The sequence below is a fragment of the Lederbergia graminis genome (genome assembly GCF_042655485.1).
Classification (GTDB): Bacteria; Bacillota; Bacilli; order Bacillales; family Bacillaceae_C; genus Lederbergia; species Lederbergia graminis.
In genome coordinates this window covers 1-14,866 of the sequence record NZ_JBHSMC010000046.1, presented here as the reverse complement: position 1 = coordinate 14,866, position 14,866 = coordinate 1, and the positions used below count along the sequence as shown (strand labels likewise).

At 36.6% G+C, this 14,866-nt stretch carries 8 protein-coding genes; all 8 read right to left on the bottom strand.

Translation table 11 applies throughout. The annotated features are described in order from the left end of the window. Nucleotides 1-12 precede the first annotated feature (12 nt). On the bottom strand, nucleotides 13-2,910 hold the full coding sequence (locus tag ACFPM4_RS20205; RefSeq protein ID WP_382355891.1) for an extracellular solute-binding protein: 2,898 nt from the start codon (nucleotides 2,908-2,910) through the stop codon (nucleotides 13-15). Nucleotides 2,911-3,004: 94 nt separating this feature from the next. Then, on the bottom strand, nucleotides 3,005-4,357 hold the full coding sequence (locus ACFPM4_RS20200; RefSeq protein ID WP_382355888.1) for an ABC transporter substrate-binding protein: 1,353 nt from the start codon (nucleotides 4,355-4,357) through the stop codon (nucleotides 3,005-3,007). A 232-nt stretch (nucleotides 4,358-4,589) separates the two neighbouring features. Further along, nucleotides 4,590-6,173, bottom strand: a complete 1,584-nt coding sequence (locus ACFPM4_RS20195) for a glycoside hydrolase family 43 protein (RefSeq protein WP_382355885.1) — start codon at nucleotides 6,171-6,173, stop codon at nucleotides 4,590-4,592. A 158-nt stretch (nucleotides 6,174-6,331) separates the two neighbouring features. After that, a complete protein-coding gene (locus ACFPM4_RS20190) occupies nucleotides 6,332-7,690 on the bottom strand; it encodes an ABC transporter substrate-binding protein (protein ID WP_382355882.1) in 1,359 nt (452 codons plus the stop codon). 368 nt (nucleotides 7,691-8,058) lie between these two features. Further along, nucleotides 8,059-9,411, bottom strand: coding sequence for an ABC transporter substrate-binding protein (locus tag ACFPM4_RS20185; protein ID WP_382355879.1), 1,353 nt, complete (start codon nucleotides 9,409-9,411; stop codon nucleotides 8,059-8,061). A gap of 161 nt (nucleotides 9,412-9,572) precedes the next feature. Next, nucleotides 9,573-11,306 (bottom strand): sensor histidine kinase, encoded by a 1,734-nt coding sequence (locus tag ACFPM4_RS20180; RefSeq protein ID WP_382355876.1) that lies wholly within the window; start codon nucleotides 11,304-11,306, stop codon nucleotides 9,573-9,575. Between the two features lie 26 nt (nucleotides 11,307-11,332). Next, complete coding sequence (locus ACFPM4_RS20175) at nucleotides 11,333-12,961, bottom strand: extracellular solute-binding protein (RefSeq protein WP_382355994.1); 1,629 nt, start codon at nucleotides 12,959-12,961, stop codon at nucleotides 11,333-11,335. A gap of 174 nt (nucleotides 12,962-13,135) precedes the next feature. Further along, a complete protein-coding gene (locus ACFPM4_RS20170) occupies nucleotides 13,136-14,407 on the bottom strand; it encodes an endo-1,4-beta-xylanase (protein WP_382355873.1) in 1,272 nt (423 codons plus the stop codon). Nucleotides 14,408-14,866 lie beyond the last annotated feature (459 nt).

Here is a 14,866-nt window from a genome sequence, read left to right as displayed (position 1 = left end):
TCCACCTCCAAACTAATAGGGTAAATTAAACTCTTCACGTTTAATCTGTATCTCATCATTAATGTAAATAATGTAATCATTTAACGCTTCACGTGGATTTTCATTGTTATTAACAACTTTACGGAAGGCGTTATCCAAATGACGTCCTGTAAAATAACCACCAGGAACTTGTGGAATTCCTTCTACCCATTGCCATTGATTTTCTAGTTTCTGATAATCTTTAACTGGCCATGGTAATTCCTCTAAAGCTTCAATATTAGCAGTTGGATAACGAGCAGCTTCACCCATTAATCCTTCCATTTCACGACCATATTGAATCTGTGTCTCTTTATCTGTCCACCATTTCATAAATTCCCATGCAGCTTCTTTATTCTCTGCATTTTCCAACATAACAACTGCTGTAGTGGCACTAGCAACTTGTCTATTAACAGATCCATTTGGCATTTCCGTTCCTGGGACCATCGTAAAATCCCAAAGTCCACGAATTTCTGGTGCCATAACGGTTAATAAATTGTATGTTGTATAATCTGCAATCCCAATCGGCATTTCTCCTACCCTAAAACGGTTTGGAAAATCAGCTTGTAGAGGGAATTTATAGTTCGTATAGAACTGTGTCCATATATTAAAGGCTTCCATTGAAATCTCTGAATCTAATCCACTCTTCTTATCTTGATCGCGATAGAATTCTCCACCCTTTTGGTAAAGAAGCATTGCAAAGGTTGCATTAGGCACCATTGTAATGTTTGTCGCTCCGCTTTCTAGTGGTAAATAAAACTCCATGTTATGTTTCTGTAAAACAGAAATCATATTATATACGTCCTGCCACGTTTCTGGAGGAGTTAATCCCAACTCTTCTAATATATCTTTTCGGTAAAACAACATTGGGAATGTTTGTTGTTCTGGTAGCGCATACACCCCATCGTTATAGCGATAAGGAACGAGCGCACTTTCTCGGAACCTCTTCGTAACTTCCTCAAAATCATCAAACTGTGTTAAGTCAGCAGCAGCATTCCTCATCGCGTAGTTGATTGGAATATCTTCCCCAACTTGCATCGCAACATCTGGCCCTTCGTTTGCTAATGTAGCTGGTAATAAAATATTTCCAGGTACTAGACGTAGTTGAACAGAAATACCTGATTCTGTAGTAAATGAGTCATCTATTAATCTCTTCATTACTTGTGCTTGGTCTCGACCCGTTGTAATCCAAACATCTATGGATTGTTCATGTTCGGTAATATTACCAATACTGTCATAATCTTCTGTATATGATGCGAATAACCCGCCAATTTCATGCCCTATCTCTGCTAAAATATTTGCTTCAGCTTTCGGTAATTTAACATCAGGTGATGAAACAATTAAGTAATCTAGAGTTAGAGGTTGTTCCTGCACCGTTAATATCCATGTACCTAAACTACCAACATTCACTTTGAACGTATCTAATCTAGATGCAATCGTTTCAGGGTCTTCTACCATATCTTCTAGTTGCCTCACTAAAGAGTGTAATGGTGCTACTTTGTCACTACGTTCACCTGTTAACTCTTCCAGATATGTAGCAACTTTTTTGATAACCTCTGCTTGTTCCTCAAATGTTTCTATTAAATCTGGAATCCTTCGCTCTAATTGATAGTCACGGAATGGATCCGGTGAATTCGATGTAATCATCAATATTTTTCGATACATTTCATTTAACTGAAGGACACTAGATTCTATCGTACGTAATAGTGGTGCAATATCACCCATCTTCACTTCCATACGAATCGTATGCTTTCCTTCTGTTAAATAGAAAAGGAATGGTTCCTCTCCACCAAGTACATCCATTTGCCAGTCCATATTAAAATTAAAGCGGAGACGTTTCATCTCTTCAAATGGATACTTACCGTCAATCATCAAGCTACGAGTTGAGTAGACTCCACGTAGTAGATTTTGCTTGCGCTTTAAGGCAATTTGATAGAGTCCATCTTCTTCAACCTCAAATTCCCATTCAATCCATTGACCAGGCATCTTCCAATTGATTCCGCCAATCGCATTAATCCGAAGCTTAGAAACGTGATATGGTTCCACAGAAGGGCTTGATCTATCTTGTAATGGATAAAGTGTAGGAGAAGATTTTTGTGCTGCTTGCTCTGCTTGAATGACGATCTTTTGTCCACTAGTTTCTTTATAGCCTTTTTCTTCGTACTGTTTAGTTATATCTTCATAACTAAGTGGTTGTTCTTCTTGATATAACTCAATGTAATCAATCGCCATTGGTTCTCTTAAAGCTGTAAACGTAATTTCTTGTTCCCCTTGCTCAAAATAAAATAAAAACGGATCCTCATAATATCCATTATTACTTTTCAGGGGAGTAGTTTGCCAATACTGCTTTTCTACTTGTCTTGGTGTAATATCATTTCCGCGATCATCTCGCTTTACTCCGCCTTCAGCATCATCCCAAGCACGGTCAAAAAGTAATATGTCCGCACCGTCAAAAGGTATTTCCTGATTTATTTTGAATTCTCGTTGAATTGCTGAACTTTTCCCTTCTAACGGGTAATAATGAACACGGATATTATATAGTCCTGCTTCAGGGACATCCACTTTCCATGTGATGGATCCAGTTTCAGGTGTGACAACTGACTCCTTACTTTCTCCTCCAAGTTGACTTACTACATCAAAGCCATCTCCTTCAATTTCGCTATAATCTTCCCCTTCAATTCGAATCGACAGGTTAGGTCTAGCTTTTGAAGAGTGTTGTTCTAAATAATGGTCATAATCATCATCATTCTTGCTATTAGTAATTGCCTCAAATTCACTTACTGCATATACCATATTTGTTTCGGTTGAATTGGAAGGGTTAAAGATAACAAATGATGAAATTACTAAAATGAAAACTAGGAGAATAATTACGGATTTCTTTTTGAAAATCTTCACTATCGTCTTCCCTCCTTACGAAGAAGAGTTTTAATAATGAACAGTCACCATATTTCTTTCAAAGTATGGTGACTGTTCCAGCAATTCTTATTTCTTATTGCGCATATACTTCATCAATTGCAGCTTGAGCTTGTGCTTTAAATTGCTCAATTACCGTAGAGACAGAAGTACCTGCATTTATCTCGCCAATAATTTCATAATACGGGAAATTAGGGAATGTATTATGATCTAGTACTAACATTCCTTCACTTGCTAATCTAGCATTTTCAATATCATCTTCATTTGTATAACTGCTCTCAAGAGTAGCTTGTAGAGAATAATCATACATTGAATCTATATCGAAAATTTTCTCCCATATATACATTAATTGATCTGGATTTTCGACTGCTTTCGGAATTGTTAATGATTGGAACAATGCCTCACCTGTATGATATGCTGTTGCACTTGGTCCTTTAGGGAAAGGTACAAAACCAATATCGTAATCAGGCATATCTTCTTTAAATCCTCCAACTTCCCACTGTGCTCCTGCATACATTAATGTATTTCCTTGTCGGAAGAACAGACCAGGTTCTGTCCAATCTCCACCTTCTGATGGACGCCCTACTTGTTCCGTAGCTAAGCGGGAATTGAAGTTTAATACTTCTATTGTTTTTGGATCTTCTAGGTTTTGTTTATCTCCTAATGTTAGCTGCGCTTCATTTGAATAAAGAGCCTGATCCATTAAACCTCCACCTTGAGCAAGTCCCCATACGTCTGTTTTCCCATCATTATTCGTATCTCTGTTTGCTTCTTTTGCAACTTGGATGAAAGTATCCCAATTCCAATTGTCTGCATCCACATAATCCTGTAATGGTGTAATTCCAAGTTCATTCATTAACGTACGATTATAGATAATTCCTGAAACAAAGTTTGATTGATCCTCTGTAAAACCATAGCCTCTTCCTTCATATTGCATAAACTCATTCGTTACCTTTTGGTTAAAGGCATTTGGATTTTTAGTATATTCGTCAATTGGCCATAGAAGATCTTGACGAACTAATGAAGGAATAGTATATGTTTTTCCAAGGCGAACAATATCGCCAATTGGTTCGCCTGCAAGTAAGGATGCAACTACTTTTTCTTGATACTCTCCATAGTCAATAAATATATATTCCATTTCGAAGTTGTGCTTCTTCTTTAAAGCTTCCAGGTTTTCTCTTCGTTTAATATTATCTGGATTGTCTTCTGGAATCGTCATATCCCACCAAGAAACAACTTTAATCGTTCTACCTCCCATATCAAAGTCCATTTCTGGCGTTTGGTAATAATCTGCTACTTGTTTGTCTGAGCCTTTGTCTTCTCCATCTTTTGAACCACTATCTGTTGGTTTTGCATCTCCATTACATGCTGCTAACACGAAAATAAGTATGCTAGTGAGCATGAGAAGAAATACTTTGTTCAACCTCATCCTATTTTCCCCCCTACTAAAATATCATTTCAAAGAAAGTGTAACGCTTACATTGATACCCCAACAACCTGCCTTTGTTTAGAAGTTATACCCCACAAATTATAGGTATCCTTATTTCATGCGGTGTAATTCATTTCACTAACATACAAGTGGTAAACAAGTGCAGGAATTGTCAAAAAATGCACCTATGTTAAATGGTTCTTCACTAGTTGTAACTTGTACATGTTCAATTTTATTCTGTAAATTTCCAGTAATCCAACTTCAATAATTCTCTATCTTTTTCTCCTCTAAATACAAGGTATAAGTCATGCACTCCTTGTGCAGCACTTATCGTAGTTTCATATTCTTCATATTGTGATTCTTCTTGTGCTGGAATCGATAATGTACCTATGAGCGTGCCTCCTGGGCTGTCTAAATGTAACTCTATGGTACTATCCACTTCACCAGCTAAAATAGATGCTATAAAAAGCTGTGCTCCTCGATCACCGAAGTCTACTTTGGATAAGCCAACCCAATCACCATCATGCACATCTGACAACACACGATTCGCTAATGAATTTTCTTCCAACATTTCAATTGCAACAGGCTCTGTATTAACACCAGCTTGCCAACCAATCGTTTCCGCTTCTACCTTTTTGTAAGGATTTAATGTTTGCAGTTGTTCAACACCTTTGTAATCTGCAACAATCTCTTGTATTGTTCCATCCTCATTCATATTTACATAGTTTAAATGAGTTGAACGGTAGCCTTTTACGATTCCCATCGCTTTCGCTAATGTTTGTGCATGATAGGCAATATATAATTGATTATGCCATTCAAAAATCACATGGTGATTATTACCACCAACTCCAAAGAAATGCCCTGGATTTTTTAATATTGTCCCCTTATATGTCCAAGGTCCCATTGGAGAATCACTTACCATATAGGCAATTTCCCCTGCAGGAGGACTACCTTCTGGACGCTCACCATTATAGAAATTAGAACAATACGTATAATAATACTTATCTTTTATTTTATTAATCCCAGCATTTTCAAACATGAAAGGAGCTGGTATAACTTCTGGTTCACCAACTAGACTAATCATATCATCCCCGAGCTGAATCACACGTGCTGTATTGGGACTTTCCCATTCCCCTTCTTGTAGACCACCACCATAGTACAAATATCCTGTTCCGTCGTCATCAACTAGAACAGCCGGGTCAAACAACCACGTAACCCCTTTTGCCTCAGGAGAATGTCTACCGATTAATGGTTTCCCAATTGGATCTACCCAAGGTCCCAAAGGACTGTCACTTGTTAACACTCCTATTCCACTCGCGTTATTAGCAAAATAGAGGAAAAATTGGTCCTTACCATTAATTTTCTTATGCGTAATCGCTGGAGCCCATGATTGTGTTGCCCATTTTGCCGCACCATTCGGACCTGCTGCATGTATAAATCCGTGATCTGTCCAATTGACCAAGTCATCAGATGAAATAACAGACAGCTTATTAATGGATGCGTAAGTATTATCTTTTACATTTCCTTCGCTGTCCTTCTCGATCGTATCAGCTGTCGTGTAAATATATACTCGATTTTCAAATACGAGCGCATATGGATCAGCACCGAATTTATGGGATACTAAAGGATTTCCATTTCCCACATTCTTACCTACAGCCAATGCTGGCTGAAATTTCTCAACTTTTTCTTTCACTTCATTTTTCATTTCGCCAATCGACTCCTGACTATCAACTTTTCTGTTTGCCTCTTTATTACAACTCACTAAAGTCATGGTCAAAAACAATAAGAAACTATAATAACAAAACTTTCTTAACATCCACCCTTTTCTCCTTAATATAGATCTTGCCTAAATGTTAGCTTCTTCTATTTGTCAGTACAACCTGTTGAATTGGTGGAGAAATACCTGTGAATATATAGGATTGGGTAAAAGAAAAGCACCCTCGAAATGAAGCTGCTTATCTATAAGACTACTTACTAGTCCTTCCAAACTTCGTCGATCGATGCTTGGAATGGATCTTTATATTTTTCAATGATCGTTGAAATAGAAGTGCCTTCGCGAATTTCGCCTTCAAATTCATAGTATGGCATTGTAGGGTACCCATTAATGTTATCAACAACATTAATCACTTCCCCAGCAATTCTAGCATTTTCAATATCTTCTTCTTTTGTAAATAAGGACTCTAACGAAGCTTGTTTCGGATAATCATACATTGATTGAATATCATTAATCTTTTCATAGATATATACTAATTGATCTGGATTTTCGACTGCTTTCGGAATCGTCAAGTAGTTCGGAATCGTAACAAAGGAACGATATCCCTCCGAACTAGGTCCTTTCGGGAATGGCACAAATCCGATATCATAATCTGGCATATCTGCTTTAAAATCATTCATTTCATAATCGCTACCAGAATACATTAACGTATTACCTTGCATAAAGAATTGCTTAGGTTCTGTCCAGTCGCCACCTTCTGTAGGTCTGGCTACATCTTCAGTAGCTAGACGGGATAAGAAATTTAAGGTTTCAACTGTTTTAGGATCTTCCAACCCATGTTTATCTTCATATACTAAATTTGCTTCATTCGCTGCCAATGCTGGAACTATAAGTGCATCTGTCGCAAGACCCCAAACATCGAGTTCTCCATCATTATTTGTGTCTTTATTAGCGCTTTTTGCAACTTCAATGAATGTATCCCAATTCCAATTATCATTATCCACATATTCTTGTAGAGGTGTTAATCCTAAATCTTCCATTAATGTACGGTTATAGAAAATACCAGAAGACGCTCCGTTGATTCCTGTTCTAAACCCATATCCTCTACCTTCATATAAGGAATAATCGTGTGTATACTGTTGTATAAACACATGGTCATTCTTCGTATATTCATCGACTGGCCAGAATAGATCCTGCTTCGTCAATGTCGGAATCATCCACGGTCTTGGGAAACGGATGATATCACCGATAGGTTGACCTGCAAGCAATGAAGTAGTTACCTTCTCTTGGTATTCACCATAATCAACGACAACCCATTCAATAGAAAAATTGTGTTTTTCCATTAAAGCTTCCAGATTTTCCTTCTTCTTTATATTGTCTGGATTATCTTCTGGAATCTCCTCACTATACCAAGATACCCACTTGATTGTTCTACCACCCATGTCAAAATCCATCTCAGGTGTTTGATAGTAATCCACTTGCGCTGATTCATCATCATTGCTACCTTTTTTTCCATCATCTGAATCTGAATCTGTTGGTTTTGAATCTCCACTACACGCTGCTAGCACCATCGCGAACATTAGTGCGCACAACAAAAGAAAAAACTTGTTAAGCCTCATTGCCAGCCCCCCTATTTCGAATATTTTTAAAACACTTTTTAAAAGCGCTTACAAAAGATTTTAAATAATAGTTGGGTATTTCACAACCCCTCAAATTATTGATTAATACATGTCAAAGTATAGGTCCATGTAAAAATTCAGATTTTTCCCAGACTTTACATTCACTAAATTAGTTCAGTTACAAAAAAAATCAAAGGGCATTAAGAATCGTGATGAAATAAAAAAACCGAACTATCATTCAAAAAAATTTAAGATAGTTCGGTTTCATTTCAATATAAATGTACTATTCTAACAAGATGAGTCTGTCTACAATAGTAATGTTAAGTTACTAGCGAAGTGTATTTCCGAAGCTTACTTTTTAATATTTATTATTGATTATACACTTCATCAACTGCTGCTTGATATTGATCTTTATACTTTTCAATGACAGTCGATACAGAAGTCCCTTGAGCAAGCTCATAGCGAAGACCATAATAATCCATAGATGGGAATGTTTGATTGTCCAGTACTACAAATCCATCAGCTGCCAATAGTGCATTGTTAATATCATCTTCGTTTACATATTGAGTCTCTAGACGATTCTGAAGTGGATAATCATACATGGATTCAATATCATGGATTTTTTCCATTATATACATCAGTTGTTCCGGATTATCTACTGCTTTCGGAATAGCAGATGAATTGAATCGGGTTTCACCTGAATGATATGCAGTCGCACTAGGTCCTTTCGGGAATGGCAAGAAACCAATATCATAATCTGGCATATCTTCTTTAAAACCATCTAATTCCCAGAATGCTCCAGCATACATCAATGTGTTCCCTTGACGGAAGAACATACTTGGTTCTGTCCAGTCTCCACCCTCTGTTGGACGAGCAAGTTCCTCTGTACCTATACGTACCATGAATTCAAATGCTTCAATGGTTTTTGGATCTTCCAAGTTTTGCTGATCACCCTTTGTTAAATCCGTTTCATTGGAATATAATGCGGAATCTAGAAGCCCTTCCCCTTGGGCAAGGCCCCAAACATCTAATTTACCATCATTATTTGTATCCCTGTTTGCATCTCTCACCACATCAATAAATGTATCCCAATTCCAATTATCTGCATCTACATATTCTTGTAATGGCGTAATACCTAGCTCATTCATTAGGGTGCGATTATAGAAGATCCCAGAGTAAAAGTTGGCTTGATCATCTGTAAAACCGTATCCTCGACCTTCAAATGTCATAATTTCATTCGTCACTTTTTGGTTAAATGCATTTGTATTCTTCGTATACTCATCAATTGGCCATAATAAATCTTGCTTAACTAATGAAGGAATTGTATAAAATTTTTCTAAGCGAACAATGTCCCCTAATGGCTCACCTGCAAGTAATGAAGCGACTACCTTATCTTGATACTCACCATAATCAAGCAATACGTACTCAATATCAAAATTGTGTTTTTTCTTTAATGCTTCTAGATTTTCCAGTTTCTTAATACTATCTGGATTATCATCCTTTATCTCCATATCAAACCAGGATACTATCTTAATTGTCTTCCCACCTAAATCAAAATCCATTTCCGGTGTTTGATAATAATCCACTTCTGCTTTCTTATCATCATCATTTGAATCCCCTTGATTGTTTGACTCTGTTGGCTTTGCGTTGTCTTTACATGCTGCTAAAATTAAAACCATCAACAATGAAAACATCATTAGCAACACTTTCTTTTTACGCAATCCTATTCCCCCTTTGTATTTTTTAGAAGTTAAGCGCTTACATAAATGATTGTATCTTTCTTCCTATATCCCAACAACCTTACTTTCTATAGTGTTATACCTGTGGATATATAGTTCTTTTCTAAAAAAAGACGAAGCAGCTCTATATTAAGCTGCTTCTACTAGTCCCTAAGTTCTATATATATAATTACTTTGAGCCCTTGAAGTTCACTTCTCTCTAAAATAAGACCACTCTGTTCACCAAAAGTGAGTTGTAATCTACGGTGAATATTTATCATCCCTGTCACTTCCGCTGTTTCAGCTGGATTGTTTATCCGTCGTTGTATTTCTTTCAACTGCTCATCCTTCAAATCATCATTATTATCTTCAATGATGATACAAATTGCTTGTTCATGATGCTCAAAGGTTACCCGTAATAGGCCATCCTCTACTTTATTTTCTAGACTATGCTCATATGCATTTTCGATAATTGGTTGAATAATGAGTCGCGGTACCTTAATATTCTCCATTTCCTTCGGTAACTCCTCAAATTCTACTTTTATCCGTCTAGAAAACCTCAATTCTTGTATACTAGTGTACACACGTGAGTGCTTCACTTCCTCTGATAGGGAAACTAAATCATTCCCATTACGAGTAATGAAACGGAAGTATTCCCCAAGCATGATTGTAAATTGTTCAATCCGCTCCACATCTCCTATTTTTGCTAAAGAATTAAGAATAAAAAAACTATTATATAAAAAGTGTGGATTAATTTGTGATTGTAATTGCTTCAGCTCTGATTTTTGCATCATCATTTTCTGCTTATAATCCTGATCAATCAATGTTCGAAGTCGCTTGATCATATTATTATAGGACGAATAGAGGTAACCAAACTCATCCTTTTTATCATGTTTTATCGGACTGTTTAACTCACCGGCACCCATCCGCTTAAATCCTTGTATAAGTTGTACTAACGGTTTATGAATGATTCTATACGTACTAAAATATACTAGTAGAATTGCAATAAGGGAAGACAATACAAACGACCAAGCCCATACAGAGAAAAAGCTTAATGGCTTTTCTAATGTTTTTTCAGGAACTAAAGTCATTATATTAACATTTAAATTATGTGAGTAATCTTGATAAATACGGAAGTTTTCACCATTTATTTTCATCATTGACATTGCTGGATTTTTTTCTAGTATTTCAGGCAAATCAAATTGAACACTGTTATAAATATCTTGATTACTACTTAAAGCAAATACTCCCTTTTTGGAATACAGGATGGATCCACTGCCAGGATACAAACTTAACTGTCGTAATGTTTCCTTAATATATTCGGTATCGAGTTCAAATTGTACGACAAACAATACTCCCCCTTTTTTTCCACCACTATAGCGAACATCCATTAAATATAATTTGTCTTTCATACTAATAATCTGCTGATTACTTATATTCAAATTCAAATAAGCGCTTCTAAACTCTGCCTCATCTAAATCATATACAGAATTAGTAGTAGAGAATGTTTTCGAGATCGGAGGAACATATACTTTTATATCTTTTATATATTTACTACTGTTTTTAATGGAATAAATTCGATGTAGCACATAGCTCATACTCTTTCTTCGTTCCACACTCGTGATAATATTCCATGAGACTGCTAGCTTTGTAAGTTCATTATCCTTTAAGAGCTGATATTTCTGGCGCTCCATCCAGTCAACACCACTATTAAAGTCATCGAGATAATAGGATAATTCTGTGTATGTAGCTCTTGAAATATTCTCACTAGCATTATTATAACTCCAATTGTACAAGTAAAAGCCTTGCAAAACGATTGGAATATTAACAAGCAAATATGTGATGACTAATCGAAAGAAGATAGACTTCCTCCATTGTATATTCGGTAACTTAAGCACGGCTTCCCCCCCGAGCCTCTGTGTATTTACTTATTATGTGTGTACCATGCATTTACTTCTTTTGTAATTTGCTCCCCACCGAGCTTGTTCCACTTTTCTATAAAATTATCAAATTCATCTATTGGACTTCCTAAAATAATATCAAAATAAGTTTCATGCTGAAGGTCAACAAGGAAAGATTCACGTTCTAACATTGTGGCCGTAGGTGGTCCTGTAAATTTATCATATAAAAACTGGCCATTTTTTTCATATTGGTCAAGGATTGCGAAAGCACCGTTCTCTCCATAAGTTCTTTCCCATCCCCAAAAACTTTCCACGCTATCTTTTAGGTATTTCTCAACAAACGTTTGAATGTGCTTAGCTTGAATAGTTAACTGACTCATATCTCCATTTTTGCGTGCATAATCAATTTGTCGGAACGCCTCTAGATTTTTCCTAGCTGGATACGGCGATACAGGGGATAACTGCCATACAGGTAAAGGACTGCTATGATATGTATCAAATTCAGCTGTCTCTCCCCACACTTTTTCTAAGTATAGATTTATTAGTTTCACAATCACTTCTGGATGTTCAAACCCTTTTTTAACGGCAAAAAATTCTGACGTACTATATTTCAGTGGCACCTTCGCAGATTCCTTGGCACCAGAAACAATAGGAAACGCCTGCCATTCAGCTTGTTTATCAAACTTACGGCTTTCCTCCAAGAATGAAGAACTTCCTTGTTCTCCATAAAACATTCCTAATTTGCCTTGTACCACCATTTCCTTCACATCAGTACCATTTTTATAATAAAACTCATTTTCAATTTCGCCGTTTTTATACATTTTCTGCAATTCTTGTAATGCATCTTTCACTTCTGGTTGAATGCCACCAAATACTAGTTTACCTGACTCATCTTCCACCCATAGACGTGGAAATGCCTCAAACCCTGCCATAAATCCTTCCATATCTGCGATTGGATCCCATAAATAATTCGAGAGCATGAGCCCATACGTATCATCTTCTCCATTTTGATCAGGGTCCTCCGTGGTAAATGCCTTTGATATTTTTAGCAAATCATCGATAGTTTTAGGTGCTTCTAATCCAAGACTATCCAGCCAATCTGTACGAATCCATATATAAGTTGCTTCTTCAATCGATGATCCTGTGACAGGAATGGCCATTAAATTCCCTTCCATCGTCGCGAGATCAAATGGAGCATTACCTTCCTGACTAAATATCGCTTTCGTTAATGGTGTTGCGTATTCTTCATATACTTGAGTTAAATCTTCAATTAAACCATCATTATATAAAATTCTTAACTGATCAGCATTTACTTTAATAATATCTGGTATTTCTCCAGAGGATATCGTATGGTTTAGCTTCAAGGCAAAAATCTCTCCACTTTCCACCCATTCATTGTTCATATGAACACCTAACACTTCTTCAAATAAGTTGCTCCATCTATTATCATTAAGCGTTTCATCAGGAAGATTGTCTAAGAGGCCTTGTAAACTATCCGTCATTTCTCTCACAAAATGAACTTCAATGGGCGGGTTATATTTACGTAAACCTACTTCTTTATATACATTATCTTCCATACTAGTAGTTTCGCTTTGTAGAGCAGATTTTACACTGGACTCATTTTTGGAGCAGCTTGTAATATTGATAATCATAAGTAGAGAAAGCAGACTCAAGAGTAATCGCTTCCAATTACGGATTTTCAATGATATCACCTACTTTATCCTCTTCATCATAGCAATTCTATTTAACTACGACAACAAATATTTTCATTTATTGACAATATTTGTACAACTCTATCATTTGATTCGTTTAAGTTTTCATATAGGCTAATTATCACTTGCTTCTGTAGGTACTTTGCTAGGATCCACAATTGCCCAGTAGGCATACTTCGCTTGTAACCTTTCATCGAATAATAGTGGCCAGTTATTTCGTCTGACAGGAAATGTACGTAACCATGTATTTAGATCATCTTTTCCCCAGAATATAACAGCTGACAGCTCATCTGCGTGCTTTTTAAATATATCAAAGATTTCCTTATATCGATTAGCTTGAGCGATTTGTAGATACTCCGGAAAAGTATCGTATTTCTGATTATCATTTAGATAAATACTCATATCCATTTCTGTAACTTCCTGTTCTACATCTAAATCTTTAAATTTCTCAATCATTTGATCAAGCTCTCTTACAGGAGGATAAAAGACGCCAATATGAGTTTGATGCCCAACCCCATGTATAGGCACCCCTTTATCTTTGAGTCTTTTTACTAGATCATATAAATAATCGCGCTTCTCCGGAATATGTGTATTGTAATCATTGATATAAAGAATTGCTTCAGGATCTGCTTCATGGGCAAATTCAAACGCCTTCTCGATATATTCTTCACCAGCAATTTGATACCATAGGCTATTCCTTAAACCATTTGGTAATCCATCAGCAGGTTCTAGTACTTCATTGACAACATCCCAAGCATAAATCTTCCCTTTGTATCGACCAACAACTGTCTCTATATGATGTTTCATACGTGCGTACAACAATTCCTTACTTGCTAGATTTCCTTCTCCATCGTAAAAAACCCAATTTGGGGTTTGTGAGTGCCAAATTAAAGTATGTCCACGTACTGCTATGTCATTTTCTTCAGCGAACTCTACTATTCTATCAGATCTTGTAAAATTGAATTTTCCTTCTTGAGGCTCTGTTGCATCCCACTTCAATTCGTTCGCGGGAGTTAAACTATTAAAATGTTTTTTTATTAACTGTGCATCTGGACCTTCCGTGTTATATATTTCATTCACACCGAGGGAAGTTCCTAAAATGAAATTGTCCTTGAATACATCTTGCAAAGAGGGGATATTTTCTTCAATCACAATCGGTCCTGGATCTTCCGGTTGCTCATCAAGTGGTTCCTCATTTTCTTCGTTTGAATCATTGTCGTTTGAAACATGGTCGTTGTTTGCGTCATTTTTATCGACCGCTTGTGGCTCCTTTGTGACCGGAATAGGATCATCTTTTTTAATTACTATCACCATGACTATCGTGAGGGCAACAATAAGGGGTAATGCTATCACTAACCATTTATATTTCTTAACGTATTCAAGCAAATTTTCAAACCTCCGATAACGTAATTTTACTTAGGATACCATCACTTTGATTTGATAAAAACCGTTCAATGACTAGTATTTCCCCCTTCGAAATATAGCTTTTTTTAGGAGCGCGTTTTACGTGGATAGAACAACGAAATGACTCGGTTTTATCTCTGCAGATTGTAGGTGAGTCTTCCTAGAAAACGTGACGACGGACTTTGTCTCAACCAGTTCGTGGAGAGTTCAAGCTCAAATATGTCGTGAGGAGCTCTATCATGACCGATTCATGTTGACTTTTACCTCTAATTCGTCGTGAGAAGCTCTATCTCAACCAGTTTAAGGTGAATTTCACTTCCAATTCGTCGTGACGACAGTCAAGTCCATAATATTGTGTAAAAGTTATTACAACATTTTCAACCAACTTTATATAGTAAAATGGACGGCCACAGCGTAGCTGCTTGCCATTGACTTCAGCGC

Bases quoted from the DNA above. Each gene is read 5' to 3' on its own strand.
- ACFPM4_RS20200 (WP_382355888.1), bottom strand. From the start codon at position 4,357: ATGAGGTTGAACAAAGTATTTCTTCTCATGCTCACTAGCATACTTATT.
- ACFPM4_RS20195 (WP_382355885.1), bottom strand. From the start codon at position 6,173: ATGTTAAGAAAGTTTTGTTATTATAGTTTCTTATTGTTTTTGACCATG.
- ACFPM4_RS20190 (WP_382355882.1), bottom strand. From the start codon at position 7,690: ATGAGGCTTAACAAGTTTTTTCTTTTGTTGTGCGCACTAATGTTCGCG.
- ACFPM4_RS20175 (WP_382355994.1), bottom strand. From the start codon at position 12,961: ATGATTATCAATATTACAAGCTGCTCCAAAAATGAGTCCAGTGTAAAA.